Annotated in this window: 29 protein-coding genes; all 29 read left to right on the top strand. The window is 59.7% G+C overall.

What is annotated here, in order from left to right; all coding sequences use genetic code 11:
- Nucleotides 1-9: 9 nt before the first annotated feature.
- Nucleotides 10-453 carry an LPD28 domain-containing protein gene (locus tag RWV98_RS00275; protein WP_317863003.1) on the top strand — a complete coding sequence of 148 codons (444 nt, stop codon included), beginning with the start codon at nucleotides 10-12 and terminating at the stop codon, nucleotides 451-453.
- The gene (locus RWV98_RS00270) at nucleotides 411-1,364 is read left to right on the top strand and encodes a DNA adenine methylase (RefSeq protein WP_442872128.1); all 954 of its coding nucleotides are present in this window, start codon (nucleotides 411-413) and stop codon (nucleotides 1,362-1,364) included. Before RWV98_RS00275 ends, RWV98_RS00270 begins: the two co-directional genes overlap by 43 nt.
- Before the next feature lie 20 nt (nucleotides 1,365-1,384).
- On the top strand, nucleotides 1,385-1,822 hold the full coding sequence (locus tag RWV98_RS00265; protein ID WP_317863000.1) for a hypothetical protein: 438 nt from the start codon (nucleotides 1,385-1,387) through the stop codon (nucleotides 1,820-1,822).
- On the top strand, nucleotides 1,809-2,096 hold the full coding sequence (locus RWV98_RS00260) for an AbrB/MazE/SpoVT family DNA-binding domain-containing protein (RefSeq protein WP_317862998.1): 288 nt from the start codon (nucleotides 1,809-1,811) through the stop codon (nucleotides 2,094-2,096). The genes RWV98_RS00265 and RWV98_RS00260 overlap by 14 nt, the downstream gene beginning before the upstream one ends.
- Before the next feature lie 3 nt (nucleotides 2,097-2,099).
- A complete protein-coding gene (locus RWV98_RS00255) occupies nucleotides 2,100-2,660 on the top strand; it encodes a hypothetical protein (RefSeq protein WP_317862997.1) in 561 nt (186 codons plus the stop codon).
- A gap of 4 nt (nucleotides 2,661-2,664) precedes the next feature.
- Entirely contained in the window at nucleotides 2,665-3,222 is a 558-nt protein-coding gene (locus RWV98_RS00250) for a YodL domain-containing protein (protein WP_317862995.1), read from the top strand.
- Between the two features lie 92 nt (nucleotides 3,223-3,314).
- Nucleotides 3,315-3,512, top strand: coding sequence for a DUF6133 family protein (locus RWV98_RS00245; RefSeq protein WP_442872127.1), 198 nt, complete (start codon nucleotides 3,315-3,317; stop codon nucleotides 3,510-3,512).
- A gap of 32 nt (nucleotides 3,513-3,544) precedes the next feature.
- Complete coding sequence (locus RWV98_RS00240; protein WP_317862992.1) at nucleotides 3,545-3,895, top strand: SpoVG family protein; 351 nt, start codon at nucleotides 3,545-3,547, stop codon at nucleotides 3,893-3,895.
- A gap of 39 nt (nucleotides 3,896-3,934) precedes the next feature.
- Nucleotides 3,935-4,165, top strand: a complete 231-nt coding sequence (locus RWV98_RS00235) for a DUF6133 family protein (protein WP_317862990.1) — start codon at nucleotides 3,935-3,937, stop codon at nucleotides 4,163-4,165.
- Nucleotides 4,155-4,595, top strand: coding sequence for an A24 family peptidase (locus tag RWV98_RS00230; RefSeq protein WP_317862988.1), 441 nt, complete (start codon nucleotides 4,155-4,157; stop codon nucleotides 4,593-4,595). Before RWV98_RS00235 ends, RWV98_RS00230 begins: the two co-directional genes overlap by 11 nt.
- Before the next feature lie 182 nt (nucleotides 4,596-4,777).
- The gene (gene cpaB, locus RWV98_RS00225) at nucleotides 4,778-5,626 is read left to right on the top strand and encodes a Flp pilus assembly protein CpaB (protein ID WP_317862986.1); all 849 of its coding nucleotides are present in this window, start codon (nucleotides 4,778-4,780) and stop codon (nucleotides 5,624-5,626) included.
- A gap of 2 nt (nucleotides 5,627-5,628) precedes the next feature.
- A complete protein-coding gene (locus RWV98_RS00220) occupies nucleotides 5,629-6,441 on the top strand; it encodes a nucleotide-binding protein (protein ID WP_317862984.1) in 813 nt (270 codons plus the stop codon).
- Nucleotides 6,435-8,009, top strand: a complete 1,575-nt coding sequence (locus RWV98_RS00215; RefSeq protein WP_317862982.1) for a CpaF/VirB11 family protein — start codon at nucleotides 6,435-6,437, stop codon at nucleotides 8,007-8,009. Before RWV98_RS00220 ends, RWV98_RS00215 begins: the two co-directional genes overlap by 7 nt.
- The gene (locus RWV98_RS00210; protein ID WP_317862980.1) at nucleotides 8,006-8,935 is read left to right on the top strand and encodes a type II secretion system F family protein; all 930 of its coding nucleotides are present in this window, start codon (nucleotides 8,006-8,008) and stop codon (nucleotides 8,933-8,935) included. The genes RWV98_RS00215 and RWV98_RS00210 overlap by 4 nt, the downstream gene beginning before the upstream one ends.
- A gap of 7 nt (nucleotides 8,936-8,942) precedes the next feature.
- On the top strand, nucleotides 8,943-9,812 hold the full coding sequence (locus RWV98_RS00205; protein WP_317862978.1) for a secretion protein F: 870 nt from the start codon (nucleotides 8,943-8,945) through the stop codon (nucleotides 9,810-9,812).
- A gap of 13 nt (nucleotides 9,813-9,825) precedes the next feature.
- Nucleotides 9,826-10,206: a DUF3848 domain-containing protein gene (locus RWV98_RS00200; protein WP_317862977.1), complete on the top strand. Its 381-nt coding sequence runs from the start codon at nucleotides 9,826-9,828 to the stop codon at nucleotides 10,204-10,206.
- Entirely contained in the window at nucleotides 10,200-10,607 is a 408-nt protein-coding gene (locus RWV98_RS00195) for a DUF4320 family protein (protein ID WP_374044788.1), read from the top strand. Before RWV98_RS00200 ends, RWV98_RS00195 begins: the two co-directional genes overlap by 7 nt.
- Nucleotides 10,608-10,629: 22 nt before the next feature.
- Entirely contained in the window at nucleotides 10,630-11,178 is a 549-nt protein-coding gene (locus RWV98_RS00190; protein WP_317862975.1) for a hypothetical protein, read from the top strand.
- Between the two features lie 96 nt (nucleotides 11,179-11,274).
- A complete protein-coding gene (locus tag RWV98_RS00185; protein WP_317862973.1) occupies nucleotides 11,275-11,865 on the top strand; it encodes a DUF6550 family protein in 591 nt (196 codons plus the stop codon).
- Nucleotides 11,866-11,934: 69 nt separating this feature from the next.
- On the top strand, nucleotides 11,935-13,635 hold the full coding sequence (locus tag RWV98_RS00180; protein ID WP_317862972.1) for a hypothetical protein: 1,701 nt from the start codon (nucleotides 11,935-11,937) through the stop codon (nucleotides 13,633-13,635).
- Between the two features lie 81 nt (nucleotides 13,636-13,716).
- The gene (locus tag RWV98_RS00175) at nucleotides 13,717-14,055 is read left to right on the top strand and encodes a DUF3852 domain-containing protein (RefSeq protein ID WP_317862970.1); all 339 of its coding nucleotides are present in this window, start codon (nucleotides 13,717-13,719) and stop codon (nucleotides 14,053-14,055) included.
- Between the two features lie 51 nt (nucleotides 14,056-14,106).
- The gene (locus tag RWV98_RS00170) at nucleotides 14,107-15,009 is read left to right on the top strand and encodes a conjugal transfer protein TrbL family protein (RefSeq protein WP_308588743.1); all 903 of its coding nucleotides are present in this window, start codon (nucleotides 14,107-14,109) and stop codon (nucleotides 15,007-15,009) included.
- Nucleotides 15,006-15,575: a DUF7768 domain-containing protein gene (locus RWV98_RS00165; protein ID WP_317862968.1), complete on the top strand. Its 570-nt coding sequence runs from the start codon at nucleotides 15,006-15,008 to the stop codon at nucleotides 15,573-15,575. The genes RWV98_RS00170 and RWV98_RS00165 overlap by 4 nt, the downstream gene beginning before the upstream one ends.
- A gap of 130 nt (nucleotides 15,576-15,705) precedes the next feature.
- The gene (locus RWV98_RS00160; RefSeq protein ID WP_308588742.1) at nucleotides 15,706-16,014 is read left to right on the top strand and encodes a 4-oxalocrotonate tautomerase; all 309 of its coding nucleotides are present in this window, start codon (nucleotides 15,706-15,708) and stop codon (nucleotides 16,012-16,014) included.
- A 59-nt stretch (nucleotides 16,015-16,073) separates the two neighbouring features.
- Nucleotides 16,074-16,340, top strand: a complete 267-nt coding sequence (locus RWV98_RS00155) for a hypothetical protein (RefSeq protein ID WP_317862965.1) — start codon at nucleotides 16,074-16,076, stop codon at nucleotides 16,338-16,340.
- Nucleotides 16,333-16,926 carry a hypothetical protein gene (locus RWV98_RS00150; protein ID WP_317862963.1) on the top strand — a complete coding sequence of 198 codons (594 nt, stop codon included), beginning with the start codon at nucleotides 16,333-16,335 and terminating at the stop codon, nucleotides 16,924-16,926. The genes RWV98_RS00155 and RWV98_RS00150 overlap by 8 nt, the downstream gene beginning before the upstream one ends.
- Before the next feature lie 87 nt (nucleotides 16,927-17,013).
- Nucleotides 17,014-17,799 carry a Fic family protein gene (locus RWV98_RS00145; protein ID WP_317862961.1) on the top strand — a complete coding sequence of 262 codons (786 nt, stop codon included), beginning with the start codon at nucleotides 17,014-17,016 and terminating at the stop codon, nucleotides 17,797-17,799.
- A gap of 155 nt (nucleotides 17,800-17,954) precedes the next feature.
- Nucleotides 17,955-19,718 (top strand): VirB4 family type IV secretion system protein, encoded by a 1,764-nt coding sequence (locus RWV98_RS00140; RefSeq protein WP_317865810.1) that lies wholly within the window; start codon nucleotides 17,955-17,957, stop codon nucleotides 19,716-19,718.
- On the top strand, nucleotides 19,715-20,503 hold the full coding sequence (locus RWV98_RS00135; RefSeq protein WP_317862959.1) for a hypothetical protein: 789 nt from the start codon (nucleotides 19,715-19,717) through the stop codon (nucleotides 20,501-20,503). The genes RWV98_RS00140 and RWV98_RS00135 overlap by 4 nt, the downstream gene beginning before the upstream one ends.
- Nucleotides 20,504-20,524: the final 21 nt, after the last annotated feature.

Below are 20,524 nucleotides of genomic sequence, written 5' to 3'. Positions count from 1 at the left end.
AAAAGTGCAATGGCGGTTTTCGACGCAACCAAAGAGGGCTACCTGTTGGCCCAGATCGACGACAGGCCCGTCCTGTTTACCAATATGCGGCTCGACCGTGATACCGTCCCGGAGGGCCTGTTCTGCTATGACGTCCGGGATTCGGATTACCTCGACGGCAGTATGGCCGAGGTCAAACCTTATGTCATGGTCAACCATTGGGGAACGATCCTGAGCCGGGAGCCATTCCCGCTGGATGAGCACGGGAGCTACTACCCGAAAGATTGGGGCTATGAGGATTCCATGACGCTGGCGGAGTTTATGCGGGCCGCGCCGGAGCAACTGGCAGCCGCGACAGGCGGCAGGCCCCCGATGTCCGGTATCGTAATGGGCTGGAAGCGCCCAGCACACACCGAGGGAGGTGGTATGACATCAACAGCATCATCAGTTGGGTGGGCGGCAAAAAGGCGCTGAGAAAAACGATCTACACGCTGTTCCCCAAGACCATCCGAAAGTATGTGGAGGTCTTCGGTGGGGGCGGCTGGGTGTTGTTCGGCAGGCCGCCCAATCCGAAAGCAATGGAGGTGTACAACGACTATAACTCCAATCTCGCCACCCTGTTCTACTGCGTGAAGCACAGGACGCTGGCGTTTCTGCGGGAGCTTGGCTTCCTGCCCTTAAACAGCCGGGACGAATTCTCCGTGCTCCGCCGCTTCATCGACAAGCAGGAATTCACGGAAGAATATCTCAAGGAGGAACTGGAGCTGGCGGAGAAGCACCTGCCGCCGCCCGATTTTGAGGAAATCAAGGCCCTGCTTCTGGAGAACGCCGAGCCGACCGACGTCAAACGGGCGGCGGCGTTTTTCAAGCTCATCCGCTACAGCTACGGCAGCGGGTGTACCTCCTACGGCTGCCAGCCCTTCGACATCCGCCGCTGCTTCGCCGCCATCTGGCAGGCGTCCGACCGGCTGGCGAACACCGTGGTGGAGAATAAAGACTTCGAGGCGCTGATCCGTCAGTACGACGGGGAGGACGCCTTTTTTTACTGTGATCCGCCCTACTATGAAACGGAGGATCACTACGCCGTTTGCTTCCCCAAGACCGACCATGTGCGGCTGCGGGACACGCTGGCCGCCTGCCGGGGCCGGTGGATGGTGTCGTATAACGACTGTGCATACATCCGGGAGCTGTACGCCGGATATTACATCCACTCAGTCACCCGCATCAACAATCTGCGGCAGCGGTACGACGGCGGCTGTGAATACCCGGAGGTCATCATCACGAACTATGATCCCAAGGATGAAAAAAGAAACGAACCGAGGCAGCTCAACCTGTTCGCCAGCATTGACGATGACGAGGACTGCTATCAGGTGACAGGGCTGTGAGGCCCGGAAAGCGAGGAACTATGAGAATTGTGGAAACGAATGGCAGGATCGCGGAGGACGGAAGCATCATCCTGCCTTCCGGTGTGCTGGAGAATATGCGTATGGAAGCGGGCGACAGCGTCCGCCTTGCCTACCTGAGCCGCCACCCGGAGAAGCCGGTCAACAGTTTCGGTGAGTTTTTCCTCACGGAAAACGGCGTCGATCAGATCACCGGGCCGGTGGAATGGCCGCGCGGAGCCAGCATCTCCCTGCCGGGCGAGCTGCTCCGCCAAGCGGGAATGCCGCCTGACGGGGAGCTGGAGGTGCGGACAGTGCCGGGCGGCATCATCATCGGCATCGCCGACCCGTTGGACACGGTACCGGAACCGCTTATGAAGCTGTTTACCGATCTTGGTATTCAGCCGGAAGCAGTTAGAAAAGTCTTGGAGAAAGGAGGGTTCCCGGATGAACAGTGGTAAGCCCATTTATAAGCTGGTGGACGGCAAGGGCCGTGTGCTCATCCCCAAGGAGCTGCGCACGGCTGCGGGGATGGATTACGGCGACATTGTACGGCTCGGCATGGAAAGCGGCAGGGTGTCCGTGCGCAAGGTGGATGTGATCGAAGTCGGCGACCAGTCGCCGGAAGCCGTGGAAGCCTATGTCCGCGCCGCGTTCAAGACCATGCCGGACAATACCCGGCTCGGCCTCATCGCCGAGTTGACGGGGCTGATGCGGCAGAAAAAGGAGGGCTGAGCGATGGATGCGAAAGAACGCTATACCAAGGAGGACTGCGTGGAAACCGGCCCCGCCTGTTCCATCGCGGGCAAGGTGGTGGCGCTTAACGACAGCGGCGATCCGCTCTTTTACTGCACGGGCGGGAACGGGGCCGCCGCCAGCCAGACGGGCCGCGCCGCCTTTGGCGTGTCCTTAAAAAACGGGGAGTTTCACCGCTTCGACCGCAGCGACGTCATCGGCGTGCTGAAGCCGGAGCGGCTCCCGGACTCGGCGAAGCTGCAGCTCTCCCAAATCCGGCCCACCGGCGCGTTATCGCTGGAGCTGAACGATCCCACGTTCAGCGGCTACAGCTTCCTGCCCGATGGGCGCTATGCGGCGGGCGTCTGGCTGTGTACTCCACAGGAGGTCATGGAGTATGTGGAGATGCAGAAGCCCTACCAGCACCGCGTCCTGATCTGCGACCGGGAGGATTTCGCCGTGATGGAGGTGGTGGAGGGACAACTCATCTACCCCACGCCGGAGGCGCTGGAAGCCTTCCGGCAGGGAGAACAAAAGCAGAGCGGAGGAATGGAGATGACGTAAAAGCATGAGCGGAATCAAAATCGAAAACGGCACCATCCTGTTCTACGGCAACGCGGCGGGATATGTCTCCAAGGGCCGGGCCGTGGTTGATCCCATGTTTCAGGGAGAGGAACTGTCCGCCTTTCTCGACCGCCAGCGAGAGGTCAAAGAGGTCAAATGGGTGGACGGTGTGTTCGACCGGCTCATGAGCGGCCAAAAGGAAACCCACGAAATCCAGCTCCTCAAGAACTGCCGTGTGTGGCAGCTCAGGCCCGACGTGGACATCGGGATGAAATTCATCGGGTACGACGAAATGCTCAAACGCTACGGCCCGCCCGACCCCGCCAATTATCAGGTGGTCTACGATGGAGAGGTGGACACCAATGATCTGGAGGGGCTGTATGCGAAATTCAACGCGGACGAGCGCCCGCCCGGCTACACGGGCTACTCCCTGTCCATGTCGGATGTGCTGGAGCTGTACGATGACGCCGGAAGTGAGTTCCACTATGTCGACCGCTTCGGCTTCAAACAGGTGGACTTTGCACCGCCCGGCCAGACCATGTGCCAATCCATGCAGCTATGACGGACAGCTTCGGCTGCTTTTTTTCTGCCCAAAATCAAAATCTCAAGGAGGAACCCCCTATGAAAAATTGTATCAACAAAGCCTACATTGCCATGAGCCGCAGGTTCGACGCCGCCAAGACCGTGCTGCGCAGCCGCCGCGCGGAGGGCTTCGTGGACACGGCGCTGAAAATCCTGATGGCCGTGGTCATCGGCGCACTGATCCTCGCGGGCCTCTACGCCTTGTTCGGCGACACGATCCTGCCCACCCTCACCCGCCGCATTACCGACCTGTTCAACTATGCCGGGTAACGCCATGAAGAAGAAAAACAGGAGGAAAAACCATGCCAAATCTGGATATCAGAATCACTTCCATGTACCCACCCGGAACCCAAGGCTCAACCCGTGCCTATGCGTCCGCGACCATCGACGGCTGCTTTGCCGTCCGGGGAATCAAAATTGTCGAGGGCGGTAGGGACGGCCTGTTTGTCTCCATGCCGAGCCGCAAAACGCAGGAGGGCTACAAGGAAGTCTGCTTCCCGGTGACTGCCGAGTTCCGGGAGCAGCTCCACTCCGCCGTGCTGGACTCCTACCGGCAGGCCCTCACGATGGCGCAGGCCGACACCCCGCAGCAGGCCGCTCCCGCAGAGGCACCCACGGAACAGCCCACCGGCATGCAGATGGCCGGGATGTAAGAACAAACCACTCAATCACCGAAAATGGAGGAATGCAATATGAAAAATCTGATCAAAAACACCCGCAGCGCCGTCTCCCGCAAGGTTTCCGCCGCCAAGAACGCGCTGTGCAGCCGCCGCGCGGAGGGCTTTGTGGACACAGCGCTGAAAATCCTGATGGCCGTGGTCATCGGCGCACTGATCCTCGCGGGCCTCTACGCCCTGTTCGGCGACACGATCCTGCCCACCTTAACCCGCCGCATCACCGAGCTGTTCAACTATGCCGGGTAAGCTGGCCGCCGTGCAGGCGGTCATTTTTACCGTCCTGCTGTTCGCCGCGTCGGCGTGTGATCTGAGGAAGCGGGAAATCCCGGATCTGCTGAACGGAGCCATCGCCCTGACGGCCCTGCTTTCCTTTTCCCCGTGGAACCTCCCCGGCATCCTAACCGGCCTGCCGTTCCTGATTGCCGCCGTCACCTGCGGCGGCATGGGCGGGGGCGACGTCAAGCTCATGGCGGCCAGCGGCCTCGTGCTCGGCCTGCCGGGCGGGCTCGCTGCCACCGTGCTCGGCCTCACGGCCATTCTGCCGGTGTGCGGCACCCTGACACTCATCCACCGGCTCCACGGACGGCGGGAGAAAATCCCGTTCCCCTTGGGGCCGTTTCTCGCGGCGGGCTGTCTCGCCGCCTATTTTATGAAAATCGGAGGACTCATCCTATGAAGAAAATCAGCAAGAAGAAAACCATCGTCCGCATCCTGTGCGCCGCCGTCCCCGTGGCGGCCATTTCCGCCATCCTCATCCGCCGCAGGCGCAAGACCTACGCCGGACTGTAAGTTTCAGAGGGCGGGCCGTGAACACACGCGGCCCGCCTTTATCATTTCAAAATCAGGGAGGACAACAACATGAGCTTTCTCAAAAATAGAACGGTGATTGGCGTGATCTGCATCGTACTGGCGCTGATCATCTGCTTTGCGGTCACGCCGCTGTTCAATCAGGAACTGGCACAGAAAACCGAGATCGTCCGCGTGACAAAGGACATCCGGCTGGGCGATGAAATCACAGCCGACATGGTCAAGACCGTGGAGGTGGGCGGCTACAACCTGCCCGACACCGTGGTCAGGAACCTTGACACCGTGGTGGGCAAATACGCCTCCGCCGATCTGGCAGCCGGGGATTACATCATCGCCACCAAGGTGGCGGACGAGCCTGCGGCGGAAAACTCCTATCTCTACAGCCTCGACGGCACCAAGCAGGCCATCTCCATATCGGTGAAATCCCTCGCCGTAGGCCTTTCCGGCAAGCTGCAGAGCGGCGATGTGGTGTCCGTCATCGCCCCGGATTACCGGAAACAGGGCGCGACGGTGATCCCACCCGAACTTCAGTATGTGGAGGTCATCGCGGTGACGGCCACCAGCGGCTATGACGCGAACACCGGGGAGCAGGCCGGTGAGGATCAGGAGGAAAAGGAGCTGCCCGGCACGGTCACCCTGCTGGCCACCCCGGAGCAGAGTAAGCTGCTGGCGGAGCTGGAAGCAGAGGGCAAGCCGCACCTCTCCCTCGTCTATCGCGGGAGCAGGGAAAACGCCGCCAAATTCGTGGAGGCACAGCAGGCCGTGCTGGATGAACTGTATCCCGTGGAGGAATCCACAGAAGAAAAAGAATCTCAGGAGCCTGCGGAAAGCGAGGGAACGGCCAGCACCGACGCGCCAGCATCCGATACCGAAGCCCCTGCCGAAAGCGAGGGCGACTGAGCATGAACTTTCTGAAAAACAGTATCTTCACCCGGCACGGCCATGAGGACGCGCCGGAGCTGGAGCCGGAAAACGAGAATCAGGTGCTGGCGGTGTGGGGCAGCCCCGGCAGCGGCAAGACCACCGTGGCGGTAAAGCTGGCCAAGCGTCTCGCGGATCAGAAGCGCGACGTGGCGCTGGTGCTGTGCGACATGACCGCGCCCATGCTGCCCTGCGTCTGCCCGCCCGCCGATCTGGACGGCGAGCGATCCCTCGGAAGCGTCCTCGCCGCGCCCCATATCACGCAGACGCTGGTGAGCCACAACTGCATCACCCATAAAAAACTGAGCCATCTGACCATCCTTGGGCTGCGCAAGGGCGAGAACGAATACACCTATCCGCCCTACACGGCGGGGCAGGTGTCCGAGCTGATCGGCTGCCTGCGGGAGATCGCGCCCTATATCGTCATCGACTGCGGCAGCTATATCGCAAACGACGTCCTCTCGGCGGTGTCGCTGATGGAAGCCGACGCGGTGCTGCGGCTGGTAAACTGCGACTTAAAATCGGTGAGCTACCTCTCCAGCCAGCTCCCGCTGTTAAAGGACAGCAAATGGGACGCGGAGAAGCAGTACCGGGTGGCCAGCAATGTGAAGCCCGTGGAGGCCAGCGAGCACATCGAACAGGTGCTGGGCAGCGTGGCGTTCCGGATTCCGCACTCCGCCGAACTGGCGGAGCAGACGCTGGCGGGCGACCTGTTCCGGGAGCTGGCCCTCAAGGATAGTCGGGGCTTCCGAAAAGAGATCGAGAAAATCACAAGGGAGGTGTTCGGATGTTAGGAGAAAAACGCAACGCCTCTCTGTTTCAGGCGGCCCCCGCCGCGCCGGTATCCCCTCCGGCTGTTCCCCAAGCCCCGGAGCCGCAGCCCGCGCCGGAAGCGGCCCCGCCTGTTCTCTGTGTCGAAACGCCTGCCCCATCTGCTGAAGCTCCCGCCGCGCCCGTTGCGGCTTCCGTTCCCGGCAGCCGCTCCGGCGTGGTGGACGCAAGCGATCTGTTCTTTACCCCCTCCGACGAGGGCCGGGAGTTTGGTGCGATTCTGCGGGATGTACAGGAATATGTCTCCAAGGAATACAGCAGCCTGCTCACCGAGGATGACGGCGAGGAAGCCAAGGCGCAGATCAAGCGGTACATCGGCAAATTCGTGCAGGATCGCCGGGTGGCCGTGAAAGGCATGACCGCCAGCCAGCTCGTGGACGCGCTCTACACGGAGATGGCGGAGTATTCCTTTCTCACCAAGTATATCGGCGGCGAGGGCATCGAGGAAATCGACGTCAATAGCTGGCGGGACATTGAAATCCAGTACGCGGGCGGCGTGACCAAGAAGCTCACGGAGCACTTCGACTCTCCGGAACACGCCATCAACGTGGTGCGCCGGATGCTCCATGTGTCCGGCATGGTGCTGGACGACGCAAGCCCCGCCGTACTCGGCCATCTCTCGAAGAACGTCCGCATCGCCGTGCTGAAAACCCCTCTGGTGGACAGCGACGTCGGCGTGTGTGCCTCCATCCGTATTGTCAACCCGCAGAATATGAAGCAGGAGGACTTTGTGCGGGGCGGCACCGCCACCGGCGAAATGCTGGACTTTTTATCCGAGTGCGTCCGCTACGGCGTGTCGGTGTGCGTGGCCGGTGCCACCAGCTCCGGCAAGACCACCCTCATGGGCTGGCTCTTAACCACCATCCCGGACGGCAAGCGCATCTATACGATAGAATCCGGCTCCCGCGAGCTGGCGCTGGTGCGGGAACAGGGCGGCAGCGTGACCAATTCCGTCATCCATACCCTCGCCCATGACGCGGAGAACGAGCGCCAGCGGGTGGATCAGATCGCCCTGCTGGACATGGCGCTGCGCTTTAATCCCGACATCATCGTGGTGGGCGAGATGCGCGGCCCGGAGGCCAACGCGGCGCAGGAGGCCGCCCGCACCGGCGTGGCCGTGGTCACCACCATCCACTCCATGAGCTGCGAGGCCACCTACCGCCGCATGGTTTCCCTGTGCAAGCGGGCCGTGGATATGTCCGACGAAACCCTCATGGGCTTTGTGACCGAGGCTTACCCCATCGTGGCCTTTTGCAAGCAGCTTGAAAACAAAGACCGCCGCCTGATGGAGATCATGGAATGTGAAATCCTGCCGGACGGCACCCGCAGGTTCCGGCCCCTGTTCCAGTATCAGATCAGGGAGAACCGGGTGGAGGACGGCAACTTCATCATCGAGGGCGAACACCGGCGAGTAAATCCCATCTCGGACAGCCTCGCCCGCCGTTTCCTCGAAAACGGCATGCCGCTGGAACTCCTGAACCGCCTGCGGGGCGGCGCGTCCGACCAAGGAAAGGGGGAAGAAACCGCGTGACCTTTATCCAACTGTTAGCCTGCGCCGGGATGATCACCGGCGCGTTTTTACTGCTCGGCCTAAAGCCGATGGAATTCACGGACAGCCTGTTCGGCTTCCTGCTCCACCGGAAAAAGAGCATCCGCGACGAAATCAACGAAACCACCAGAAGAAAAAAGCCGGGCGTGTTCCGCCGCACCATCGCGGAGGCGCAGGACGTCCTCGCCATGACGGGCCGGAGCAGCCGCTTCTCCCTCATCTGCGCGGCCTCGCTCCTCCTGTTCGTGGTGGGCGGCTCCATCGCCATCCTGATCGGGAATTACTTTCTGGCTCCGGTCATGGCGGTGGGCTTCCTGTTCCTGCCCTTCTGGTATGTGCAGCTCACGGCCAGCCACTATAAGAAGAATATCGCCGCCGAACTGGAAACGGCGCTGTCCATCGTGACCACGGCCTACCTGCGCTCGGAGGATCTGCTCAGCGCCGTGGAGGAAAACATGGCCTATTTAAACCCGCCCGTGCAGAGCGTGTTCCGGGATTTCATCACACAGGTCAAGCTGGTAAACCCGGATGTGGAAGCGGCGATCCGCAGCCTGCGCCGAAAGATCGACAACGAAGTCTTCCGGGAATGGTGCGACGCCATGTGCGACTGCCAGCACGACCGGAGCCTGAAAACCACCCTGACGCCCATCGTGTCTAAGCTCAGCGACACCCGGACGGTGAACGCCGAACTGGAATTCATGCTGGCCGAGCCGCGCAAGGAATTCATCATCATGGTGCTGTTCGTGGTGGGCAATATCCCGCTGATGTATATGCTCAACCGGGAATGGTATGACACGCTGATGTTCACGCCCCTCGGCCAGATCATACTGGCCATCACGGCGGCGGTGGTGTTCGTGTCCACGGCATTTGTAATCAAGCTCACAAAACCCATCGAATTCAGGAGGTGATGACGGTATGGGATTACTCGTATTATTCGGCGTGTTTCTGGCGGCGGGGCTGTTCTTCCTTGCCGCCAGCTTCCTGAAGCTCCCCACCATCGGCACGGCCAAAGCCATGCTGAACACCGGCAGGCGGGAGAAAAAAGCCGCGCGGAGCGTGGAAGCCTACCTGATGACGCTGGCCGTCCGGCTCGCCCGGTATATCCGCATGGACGAATACAAACGCGGGCGCATGGCGAACATCTTAAACGCCACCGGCATGGGCATGACACCGGAGGTCTATCAGGCATACGCGCTGACCAAGGCCGGGGCCGTGCTGCTGGGCATCATCCCCTGTCTGCTGGTGTTCCCGCTGCTTTCGCCGGTGCTGGTGTTCATGGCGGTGATGGTCTATTTCAAGGAAACGCAGAAAGCGGACGAGAAGCTCAAGGCCAAGCGCGGGCAGATCGAGAACGAGCTGCCCCGCTTCGTGGCCACCGTGGAGCAGGAGCTGAAAACCAGCCGCAACGTGCTCGGCATGCTGGAGAACTTCAAGAAAAATGCCGGGCAGGTCTTTGCCGGGGAACTGGACGTCCTTGTGGCGGATATGCGCTCCTCCAACTACGAGGCCGCCCTCGTGCGCTTCGAGGCTCGGCTTAATTCCCCCATGCTCAGCGACGTGGTGCGCGGGCTGGTGGGTGTGCTCCGGGGTGATGACGGCGCGATGTATTTTCAGATGCTCGCCCACGATTTCAAGCAACTGGAGCTGCAGAAGCTAAAGAGCGAGGCGCAGAAAATCCCCGGCAAAATCCGGGTGTTCTCGTTCCTCATGCTCATGTGCTTCCTGCTGACCTATCTGGCCATTATCGGCTATGTGATTCTGACGTCCCTCGGCGGGATGTTTTAGGGGGGTGAACGATATGACGGAACGAGAAAAGGAAACCAAGCTGCGGGAGCGCGTCAAGGCCAACTACGATGCCTATATCCGGCAGCTCCAGAGCAAACCCGCGCCCGACCTGATCGAGATGGCTTCGGAGATCGCCGCCGCAAAATTGGTGTATAACACAATGGCCGATATGGATTTATCAGGCTACGCCGATTTTCTGCTCCAATTTGAAAATCCTCTGGAACTGTTACAGGATCAATGGATCAACGAGAACCTGATCGATCACAGAGAAGCCGTGGATCATGTACTTTGGGGAATCTGGAATAAAGGGATTGATTACTTCGCGGAAGAATACGCGCTCATCGGTGCTGAACAAGAACCATCCACCTTGGAACAGGGGGTGACCATGTGCTGACAAAAGCGAGGTCTGCTCTGAAAAACCGCCGTGGCGAGGGCTATATCGACATCTGCCTGCTGGTGCTCGTGGCCATGCTGGTGCTGGCTCTCTGCCTCAAGGTGCTGCCGGTGTTCGTGGCCAAGCAGCAGCTCGACACCTTTGCCACCGAGCTGTGCCGGGAGGCCGAGATCAGCGGGCGGGTGGGCGGTGAAACCAATCGCCGGGCTGCCGTCCTGCGGGAAAAGACCGGCATTGATCCCGACATTACATGGTCGGATTCCGGGGAGCTGCAGCTTAATCAGGAGGTGACCGTCACGGTCACCCTGCGGATGAATATCGGCCTGTTTGACAGCTTCGGCTCGTTCCCCGTCACTTTGCGGGCGCAGGCCAGCGGGAAATCCGAAGTATACTGGAAGTGAGGTGAGCGGTACGGCTGAAAAATTGAAGAACATCCTGAAAGACCGGCGCGGCCTGTCTTTCCCTCTGGTGATCGCCGTCACGCTGGTGCTGGTGATCCTGCTGTGCGGCCTGTCCGAGTATTTCCGGCTGCAGATCATCGCTTCCGGTGTGCGGGAGGCGGTGCAGGACGCGATCATCTCCACTGTAAACGACAACTATGCTGGCGTCTATCACGGCGCGCGCGAGGGCTATTCCGGGGGCTACCAGACGGACGGCTCCTCCTCTTGGGAGCAGGCTGTCACCGAGGGCGACATTTACAGCTATCTGGACAGTGTGCTCGGCACGGAGGAACGGGGCGGGGCGCGTGTGAAATATGCGGGCGACAGCGGCACGGCGGTGGAATTTAAGGTCACCGGCCTGTCGGTCAGCATCCGCAACGCGCCGCTGGCTCCCTCCGATCCCCGGAACGCGCAGCGGTTCGAGGCCGATGCGCTGGTGCGGCTGGAGGTACCCGTCCGGTTTGGCGGAAAGCTCCTGCCCTCCATGCACATCACCCTCAAGGTGCAGGCGGGCTATATCGAGGTTTTCTGAAAAGTTTGGAAAAATCGCTGGACTTCCGGAAAAAGATGCGGTATCGTGTGACGTACAAAAGGAAGTTTCGACCAAGACAAAAGGAGGTCTTACTCTATGAAAATGAATGAAAAAATGAAGAAGCGGCTGGCCATCGGCGGCTGCGCGGTGATTGGGATCGCACTGGCGGCGGCCATCGGGCTGCAGTTTCAAAAGGCTCCGACACAGGCGGACGTCCTGCCGCCCAAAAGCACGGAAAGCTCGGATGTGTCGGTGGCTCCGCCCGAAACCGCCCCGACCACCGCACCATCCACAGAAGAAAAAGAGGTCACCGTGACCGTGCCGCCCACCACCGCCGCGCCCGAATCCTCTCAGGCCGTGGACAGCAGGCCCGCGCAGACGGATCAGACCGAGCAGAGCATCCAGCCGGAAGCGACGAAGCCGGTGGTCACCGAGGAACAGAAGAAAGACATGACGCAGAAGCCTAATGGCGAAGCGGTTACTGAAGAACCGGAGGTAGTGGATCACGATACCTACACGCCGCCTGCGGAGGAACCCAAAAATCCCGATGAGCCGCAGGGCGGGAGTCAGAAAGACGGCAAGATTTATGTGCCGGGCTTCGGATGGATCGACGATGTCGGCGATGGGCAAGGTTCCACTGTGGATGATATGTACGAGAACGGCAACAAGATCGGCGACATGGGTTGACGGTTAATCAAATAATCACGGATGAGCACGGCGGAAACGCCGTGCTTTTTCCTTTGCAGGAGGTCATAAATGAAGCGTAAACTCAGCGCCGTACTGGCGCTTTTTTTCGTGTGCTCCATGCTGTTCTCCATTTCGGCCTATGCCACCGGCGATCCCAATGTGGACGGCGGCGGTGGCGGGATGGGCAGCGGAACCAGCACAAATTCATGGACGCCGGGCATGGACGGTGTGCGCGTCACAGTGGTACGGGCCAGCGACCATGCCGTGGTAACTGTTCCAATTGATCTGACTAATAAATCCCCCACAAATGTACGCCTGCACTTTGGAGCGGTCAGCAAACTCTCCTATACGCAGGGACGAGGGCTTTCTCCATCGGCTACGGCTTATACCTTTAGAAACCCCGCGCAGGCGCTTCCCCGGATCGTCAGCTCAGGCGGCTACGCCAGCAGCATCGCTGCCATCCGCAGCTATTTCACTGACGAACAGGTGATCCGCAGCATCGCGGGCCTCACCGGAATGGACTTCGATATCCTCGTGGGCGGCGACTACAAGCTGCTGATTGAGCCAATCGCGTATTACAAATTTGAGGGCGTTATGATCGCCACCACGGCCACCGAGGCCGCCCTGTACGATGAGCAGACGTCGGGTCTGCTGCGCCGCAGGATGGTGTCCCTGTCGCACAAGAACCTGCCGCTGGCCATGTTCCTCGAAGTGGCCGATCTCGGCTATCCCGCGTGGACGGGAAGCAGAACCACGGCGGCCACCAACGCGACCATCAAATCATCCCTCGGCCTCGGCGTCGTGAAGTTTAACGGCGTCCCGGCGGAGCCGCCAGCCGTGGATACCGTGGACTATGTGTACCGCGTCAACACGGAGGTCATCTCGGCGGTACAGGTCAGCGGCGGCCAATCCGATCCCGATCACCCGGTATCCGTGACGTTTTCCATAGGCGGCAGGAGCTATCATGTGGGGAACGTCTACTACCCGGAGGGCGACGGCCAACTCGCGTGGGTGCGCTGGACAACACCGGCCACGGAGCAGACCATGACCATCCACGTCTCCGTGTCGGGCGGCGGCAGCGTCAGTCAGGGAACCCTGACGGCCCAAATTGTGGATTTGGACAAGAATCCCCCGCCCGATCCGCAGGCGGATGACCGCAACGACGCCTTCCGCATGGTCTCCCCGCCCCGCGAGGCGTCCCAGACCACGGCCAACTGGAGTGTGTGGCGGCCTTGGTGGCAGGAGCACTGGGTGCGCCACGGGAACAGCGAGGACGGATATTGGTGGTGCGATCACGGATGGTGGGAGTTCGACCTCGACCGCTACCGCGCCGATCTGCGCTCCGACATGACCATCCAGTGCGACTCCAAGAATCCCACGGCCTCCGGCAGCGTGATGAAATCCGGCTACGGTGTGAACCAGAAGCTGACCGCTTCCGTATCCACCAACCAAAGTTCGGCGGTCACCCCGGCGCAGACCGCCGTGTCCTACTTCTCCGAATTCGGCTACCAGACCTACTGGCGGCTTTTGGAGCGCACCAGCGGAGGCTATTCCGCCGTGTTCGAGTTCCAGAAGAACCCCTACAGCACCTACAACAATCGGACGCACTTCGTACCGATCTGGTATCCGGACGGCAGCTACACGGTTTACACCACCCTCATCGACTGCTGGACGCCAGCCGGGATGCTCTCCCAAAACGCGGATCGGTCGCTGACGGTTCGGGGCAATTTGTGGCAGGACTGGCACATCGCGCCGCAGAAACCAGATTAACAGCAGAAAAAGGACAAGGAGATGGAGTGATCCACCGCCCTGTCCTTTTTCCAGCACCCTGAAAGAAAGGCGGATTTCATTATGAAGAAAAAAAGAATTCTTACCATGCTCTGTGTGGCGGCCCTGCTGGGCTGCCTGTTTTGCACCACGGCCTACGCGGCGGGAACCGGCGACGTGGCCGGAGCCGTGGAGAGCACTTGGAGAACGGCCTCCACGCAGATCAAGTCTGTCGTGGATAAGGTGGTGTTCCCGGCCATCGACCTCATCCTCGCCGTGTTCTTCTTCGGCAAACTGGCGACGGCGTACTTTGATTATCGGAAGCACGGACAGTTTGAATGGGCCGCACCGGCGATCCTGTTCGCGTGTCTGGTGTTCACCCTGACCTGTCCGCTCTATATCTGGCAGATCGTCGGAATTTAAGGTAGGTGAGTTATGAAAAGTATCTTCCGAAGAAAGGGGTGAGCAAATCAAGTGTTTATCTGGGACTTTGTCGCCGACACCGTGCTCGGCCAGATTGTAGACTGGATCTACGGCCAGATCATCGGGTTCCTCGGCGACTTCTTTGCCACGATGGGCAACATGGGAGCCGACCTGTTCGGCTTAAGCTGGGTGCAATCCATCGTGCTGTTTTTCTCCTATCTGGCGTGGGCGCTCTATGGCGTCGGCATCGTGGTGGCCTGTTTTGAGTGCGCCATCGAATGCCAGTCGGGGCGCGGCAGCATCCGGGACACGGCGCTCAACGCCGTCAAGGGCTTCATGGCCGTGGGGCTGTTCACCACGGTGCCGGTGGAGCTTTACAAGCTGGCGGTGTCCCTGCAGGCCGCATTTTCGGCGGGGCTTACCGGCTACGGCACCGACCTCGGCACCGTGGCCAGCAACATCGTGCAATCCCTGCAGGACGCGGGCGGCGCGGATCAGGCGCTGGGCAGCGGCGTGTTCGGCGGCCTCTCCACCATCACCAATCCGATCTTTTTAATCTTCCTCCTGATCCTCATGGGCTATGCCGTGATCAAGGTGTTCTTCGGGAACCTGAAGCGCGGCGGCATCCTGCTCATCCAGATCGCGGTGGGGAGCTTATATATGTTCAGCGTCCCGCGAGGCTACATCGACGGCTTCGTGGGCTGGTGCAAGCAGGTGGTCGGGCTGTGCCTGACCGCCTTTTTACAGGCGACGCTGCTGGTGGCGGGCCTGATGACTATCAAGGATCACGCCCTGCTGGGCCTCGGCCTGATGCTGTCGGCCAACGAGGTGCCGCGCATCGCCGGGCAGTTCGGACTGGACACCAGCGCCAAGGCCAACCTCATGGGGACGGTCTACGCCGCGCAGGGGGCCGTGAACCTTACCAAAACAATCGTACAGACGGTGGCGAAATGACAGAAAATAAGATGGTTTATATCGCCTCCCCCTACGCGGGAGAGGTGGAGCGCAACGTGCGGTTCGCCAAGGCGGCCTGCCTGTTTGCCATAAGACAGGACTGCACCCCGGTGGCCGTGCATCTTTTGTACCCGCAGCTCCTCGACGATTCCGATCCCGCGCAGCGGGAGGCAGGCGTCCGCATGGGCCTGCGGGTACTGGAAGCCTGCGACGAGCTGTGGCTGTGCGGCGACCGTTTGTCCCGTGGAATGAACGCGGAGCTGGCTGCCGCCGAGCGGCTGGGCATCCCCATCCGGCAAATCCCGGAATCTGAAATCACGGAGGTCATCTCAATGGAACAGAAATACGGTGTGTGGGCCGTGCGCGGCGCGGCCTCCATCTGCGGGGCCGCCGAAGCGTGGCTCAAGGAGGACGGCGAGCCGCTCCGCTTCGATACGATGGAGCAGGCGTCCAAATACGCGGAACAACTGAACGCTGGTATTTGCACCGCCAATGTTCACTACTACCCCAAGGAGGCCGGGCCGGAACTGGCACCGGCTCCCCGCATGGGGATGAAGCTGTGCTGAACAGGCCCGTGCGTTTTTAGTGCATTTGCGTCTTTTCCGACGTAATCTTTGTCGGTTTCCGTGATAGCTATTCCATCAAACCATTGGTATACTTGGCTTGTAAAAAAACAGGAGAAAGGAGCCGCGCCGGATGGAAAACAGAAAAAACCTCTGCGCCATGATCCCGGAGGAACTGCACACGCGGGCAAGGACGGAGCAGGAGCAACTGGCGCTCACGCTCAGCCAGTATGTGGAGATGGTGCTGACGGAACACTTTCAGAAAGGTGGAAAAGCGATGGAAAGCGGAACAAGGACGCTGGCGTTTCAGGTACCGGAGGAACTCTTCGGGCGGGTGAAAAAGCACCTCGCCCAGCATCCCGGCCTGAGCCAGAAAGAGTTTGTGATCGGCCTGATCACAAAGGCGCTGGACGAGGCCGACGCACAGGCCGCAGCCGAATAACAAAACATTCATGAGAACCGCCGCAGGATACGCGGCGGTTCTTCCTTTGGAGGGAAGCTATGTATATTTACCCTGACAACTTAAAATCCAAGGCCGTCCTGTGGCTCTGGCAGCTCCGGGACATCGGCGTGATCGGCGTGGGGGCGCTCGTCTCCGTGCTGGCGGTGACGCAGGCGGGCTTCCTGCCGCCCATCGTGGTCACCGCTGCCTATGCCTTTCTGACGATCCGCTTCGAGGACACCAGCATACTGGATTTTCTCCGGTATGCCTGTGCCTTTTTCATCGGCAGGCAGCAGCTCTACGAATGGAGGATGGCGCATGAGTAAAAAAACAGAAAAGAAAGAGTCGGCCAGACGGGCCTCCACCCGCCAGCTCATCGGCACCAAGGCGGTGACCGAGTACAGCCTTGTGACCTACGGCCACGGCGAGCTGGTGTTCTTCCTTGTCAAGCCAAGCAACATCTCCGTGCTGTCTGAGGCCAGCGTGGGCGCTCGGATTTACGCCCTCATGACCGTGCTCAAGGGCATTGCCGAAATCGAAATCCTGTGCCTCAACAGCCGGGAGAACTTCGAGGACAACAAGCGGTACCTGCGGGAGCGCATGGAGCGGGAGGACAATCCCGTGGTGCGGGGCCTGCTGGAAAAAGACCTCGTGTTCCTCGACCGGATACAGGTGCAGATGGCCACGGCCCGCGAATTCCTGATCGTCATCCGGCTCCGGGCCGAAAAGGAATCCGAGGTGTTCCCCTACCTCTCCCGCATTGAGAAATCCCTGAAAGAGCAGGGCTTCTCCGTCAAGCGGGCGGACAGGGAGGACATCAAGCGGCTGCTGGCCGTGTATTTCGAGCAGAACGTCACCACGGAGCGGTTCGAGGACTTCGACGGGGAACGCTGGATTATCCCGGATGATTGATGTGGGATATGTTAAGAAATTGGTGATTACTATCCGGCGAAACTGTGGTATACTGTGGATATCAGTAAAAAGAAAGGAGCGGATCGCTTGGATTATCCAGAACTGCTACGAAAAAAAGAACAATACCAAGCCAGCAGGGCATCCATACCGGATTATACGCTGTTCACTTTTGAGCAGGCGTTTGAAGTGGAATATACCCATAACTCTACCGCTATTGAGGGCAACACCCTGACACTCATAGAAACCAAGGTGCTGCTGGAGGATGGAATTTCCATCGGCGGAAAGAACCTGCGGGAAATTTACGAGTCGGTCAACCACCGGAAAGCGTACCGCTATGTGAAAGACTGTATCGCCAAGGGACTGCCTCTGGAGGAAAAAATCATCAAGGACATTCACGCCATGCTGATGGAGAACATCCTCGTGGGCGGCGTCTACCGGAACGTGGACGTTTACATTTCAGGCGCACAGCATACGCCGCCGTCCCCCAATGAAATGTACCGGCAGGTCAAAGATTTTTATGCGGACTTGATGTGGAAAGGCCGTGAGCTGAATCCCATTGAACTGGCGGCATGGACGCACGCGGAATTTGTGAAAATCCACCCCTTCATTGACGGCAACGGGAGAACTTCAAGGCTTATCATGAACTATCAGCTTTTGGCAAATGGGTTCCCCGCCATTTCCATCGCCAAAGAAAACCGGCTGGCGTATTTTAACACGCTGGAAGCCTATGCGGTGGAGGGGAATCTCGCTCCATTTGCGGAGATGATCGCGGGGCTTACGGAGCAGCAGCTTGACCGCTATCTTGATTTGGCCGCGCCGGATATGGAGCTGGAGCAGGGGCCGGATGGCGGGCCATCCATGAAGCAGCAGTAATAAAAACAGAATAAAAGAACAATGGAAAGCGTCAGATACCACACGGTATTCTGGCGCTTTTCTCATGCCCGAAAACAGGAGGTCAGCCATTGAAAAAAGCAAAAACCGCCCCGCAGGGGCCGGTGGAGGACGTGCGCATTCAGGAATTCCTCGATATGATCGCGCCCTCCATCGTGAAATTCAACACCGACCATTTCATCTGCGGCAACACCTTCCGCTGCGTGTGGGCGCTCAGAGAGTACCCAACCGCCACGGACGAGCAGGCCATCCTCTCGCATCTGGGCGAAAAGGACGGCGTCACCCTGCGCATCTACACCCGGCACGTCACCGCCGTGGAGGAAAAGAAAATCATCTCAAACGCAGCCAACAAAAACCGCATGGACAGGAGCAACTCCAATGACCTGCAGCAGAATGTGCTGGCCGAGAGCAACCTGCAGGACGTGGCCACCATCGTGGCGCAGATGCACCGCAACCGGGAGCCGCTGCTCCATTCGGCGGTCTATATCGAGCTGTGCGCCCACGATCTCGACCAGCTAAAGCTCCTCCAGACCGAGGTGCTCACCGAACTGATCCGGGCGAAACTCAACGTCGACCGGCTCATGCTCCGCCAGCAGCAGGGCTTCCAGTGCGTCATGCCCTCCGGCCACAACGTGTTCAAAGATCAGTTCGAGCGCGTGCTCCCGGCCAGCAGCGTGGCCAACCTGTATCCGTTTAACTACAGCGGCAAGACCGATCCCCACGGCTTCTACATCGGGCGGGACAAATACGGCAGCAACGTGCTGGTGGATTTCAACCGCCGCGCCGATGATAAGACCAACGCCAGCGTCCTGATCCTCGGCAACAGCGGACAGGGAAAATCCTACCTGCTGAAGCTCCTGCTTTCTAACTTCCGGGAGGCCGGGATGCGGGTGTGCGCCCTCGATCCGGAGATGGAGTACGAGGATATCACCCACAATCTCGGCGGCTGTTTCATCGACCTGATGACCGGCGAATACCTCATCAACCCGCTGGAACCCAAGGTGTGGGACGAAAACGGCAGCCCGGAGGATGCCGACGCACCGCAGACCTTCCGCATCAGCAGCCGGATCAGCCAACACATCAGCTTCTTAAAAGACTTCTTCCGAAGCTACAAGGACTTTGCCGACCGGGAGATCGACGTGATCGAGATTATGCTCCAGAAGCTGTACGCCAAGTGGGACATCAGTGACCGGAGCGATTTCTCCCGCATGGGGCCGGAGGATTACCCCATCCTGTCTGACCTGTACGCGCTCATCGAGGACGAGTACCAGCACTTCGACGCGGACAGCCGCCAGCTCTACACCGCCGAAATGCTCCAGAGCATCCTGCTGGGCCTGCACTCCATGTGTGTGGGCGCGGAGGCCAAATTCTTCAACGGCCACACCAATATCACCGACGCCATGTTCGTGACCTTTGGCGTCAAGGGGCTTTTACAGGCCAGCCGGAACCTGAAAAACGCGCTGCTGTTCAACATCCTCTCCTTCATGAGCAACGAGCTGCTCACCACCGGCAACACGGTGGCCAGTCTGGATGAATTTTACCTGTTCCTCTCCAACCTGACCGCCGTGGAGTATGTCCGCAACTTTATGAAGCGAGTGCGAAAGAAAGACTCGGCGGTGATCATCGCCAGCCAGAACCTCGAAGATTTCAATCTGGACGGCGTCCGGGAGTACACAAAGCCCCTGTTTTCCATCCCCACGCATCAGTTCCTGTTCAACGCGGGCAGCATCGACGCCAAGTTCTACACCGACACCCTCCAGCTTGAGGAATCGGAATATGGCCTGATCCGCTTCCCGCAGCGGGGCGTGTGCCTCTACAAATGCGGCAACGAGCGGTACAACCTAAAGGTGATCGCGCCGGAGCACAAGGCCCGGCTGTTCGGAAAGGCGGGTGGCCGATGAATATCGTGGGGTACGGCGGCGGTACGAACAGTACCGCCCTTTTAATCGGCATGCACCAGCGCGGCATCCCCGTGGATTTGATCCTGTTTTCCGACACGGGCGGCGAGCAGCCCCACACCTATGACTATCTGCCGGTGATGGACAAGTGGCTGAAAGCCCACGCCATGCCGGGGATCACGGTGGTGCGGTACACGGATCAGAACGGCGACCGCCTGACGCTGGAGGACGAATGCCTGCGCTCCGGGACGCTTCCGGCCATCGCTTACGGCTATAAAAAGTGTTCCCTCAAGCACAAGGTCGGGCCGCAGGATAAGTTCTGCAACCATTACCCTCCCTGTCAGGAGGTGTGGGCGCGGGGCGAAAAGGTGGTCAAGTTTATCGGCTATGACGCGGGGGAGGAACGCCGCCGCGACCACGCCTTTGTCTATGACATCCAAGATAAGAAGTACAAAAAGCAATATCCTCTCATCGATTGGGGCTGGTACCGGGAGGATTGCATCGCGGCCATTTTACAGGAGGGGCTGCCCTTGCCGGGCAAATCCTCCTGTTTTTTCTGCCCCAGTATGAAGAAAAATGAAATCCGCACCCTGTACCACCAGCACCGCGACCTGTTCGACAGGGCGCTCGTAATGGAGGATCAGGCGCAGCCGAATCTCATCTCGGTCAAGGGGTTGGGGCGGAGCTGGTCATGGCGGGAGTTCGTGGAGGCCGACAAAAATCAGGTGTCCATGTGCGGCCTGTTCCCCGAAACGGATATGCCCTGCGGCTGTTACGACGGCGACTGAAACGGCGGCAAATTGGAACTG

Origin of the sequence: Agathobaculum sp. NTUH-O15-33 (genome assembly GCF_033193315.1) — a bacterium.
In the GTDB taxonomy this organism is placed as follows: domain Bacteria; phylum Bacillota; class Clostridia; order Oscillospirales; family Butyricicoccaceae; genus Agathobaculum; species Agathobaculum faecihominis_A.
Note: the sequence above shows the minus strand (reverse complement) of the source record. Positions and strands in the feature narration are given on the sequence as shown.

Coding starts and splice junctions, on each gene's coding strand:
- RWV98_RS00175 (WP_317862970.1), top strand. CDS start 13,717: ATGAAGAAAAAAAGAATTCTTACCATGCTCTGTGTGGCGGCCCTGCTG.
- RWV98_RS00240 (WP_317862992.1), top strand. CDS start 3,545: ATGCCAAATCTGGATATCAGAATCACTTCCATGTACCCACCCGGAACC.
- RWV98_RS00150 (WP_317862963.1), top strand. CDS start 16,333: ATGAGTAAAAAAACAGAAAAGAAAGAGTCGGCCAGACGGGCCTCCACC.
- RWV98_RS00200 (WP_317862977.1), top strand. CDS start 9,826: ATGACGGAACGAGAAAAGGAAACCAAGCTGCGGGAGCGCGTCAAGGCC.
- RWV98_RS00250 (WP_317862995.1), top strand. CDS start 2,665: ATGAGCGGAATCAAAATCGAAAACGGCACCATCCTGTTCTACGGCAAC.
- RWV98_RS00160 (WP_308588742.1), top strand. CDS start 15,706: ATGGAAAACAGAAAAAACCTCTGCGCCATGATCCCGGAGGAACTGCAC.
- RWV98_RS00220 (WP_317862984.1), top strand. CDS start 5,629: ATGAACTTTCTGAAAAACAGTATCTTCACCCGGCACGGCCATGAGGAC.
- RWV98_RS00260 (WP_317862998.1), top strand. CDS start 1,809: ATGAACAGTGGTAAGCCCATTTATAAGCTGGTGGACGGCAAGGGCCGT.
- RWV98_RS00215 (WP_317862982.1), top strand. CDS start 6,435: ATGTTAGGAGAAAAACGCAACGCCTCTCTGTTTCAGGCGGCCCCCGCC.
- RWV98_RS00165 (WP_317862968.1), top strand. CDS start 15,006: ATGACAGAAAATAAGATGGTTTATATCGCCTCCCCCTACGCGGGAGAG.
- RWV98_RS00135 (WP_317862959.1), top strand. CDS start 19,715: ATGAATATCGTGGGGTACGGCGGCGGTACGAACAGTACCGCCCTTTTA.
- cpaB (WP_317862986.1), top strand. CDS start 4,778: ATGAGCTTTCTCAAAAATAGAACGGTGATTGGCGTGATCTGCATCGTA.
- RWV98_RS00255 (WP_317862997.1), top strand. CDS start 2,100: ATGGATGCGAAAGAACGCTATACCAAGGAGGACTGCGTGGAAACCGGC.
- RWV98_RS00180 (WP_317862972.1), top strand. CDS start 11,935: ATGAAGCGTAAACTCAGCGCCGTACTGGCGCTTTTTTTCGTGTGCTCC.
- RWV98_RS00205 (WP_317862978.1), top strand. CDS start 8,943: ATGGGATTACTCGTATTATTCGGCGTGTTTCTGGCGGCGGGGCTGTTC.
- RWV98_RS00275 (WP_317863003.1), top strand. CDS start 10: ATGGCGGTTTTCGACGCAACCAAAGAGGGCTACCTGTTGGCCCAGATC.
- RWV98_RS00155 (WP_317862965.1), top strand. CDS start 16,074: ATGTATATTTACCCTGACAACTTAAAATCCAAGGCCGTCCTGTGGCTC.
- RWV98_RS00140 (WP_317865810.1), top strand. CDS start 17,955: ATGATCGCGCCCTCCATCGTGAAATTCAACACCGACCATTTCATCTGC.
- RWV98_RS00245 (WP_442872127.1), top strand. CDS start 3,315: ATGAGCCGCAGGTTCGACGCCGCCAAGACCGTGCTGCGCAGCCGCCGC.
- RWV98_RS00230 (WP_317862988.1), top strand. CDS start 4,155: ATGCCGGGTAAGCTGGCCGCCGTGCAGGCGGTCATTTTTACCGTCCTG.
- RWV98_RS00265 (WP_317863000.1), top strand. CDS start 1,385: ATGAGAATTGTGGAAACGAATGGCAGGATCGCGGAGGACGGAAGCATC.
- RWV98_RS00235 (WP_317862990.1), top strand. CDS start 3,935: ATGAAAAATCTGATCAAAAACACCCGCAGCGCCGTCTCCCGCAAGGTT.
- RWV98_RS00185 (WP_317862973.1), top strand. CDS start 11,275: ATGAAAATGAATGAAAAAATGAAGAAGCGGCTGGCCATCGGCGGCTGC.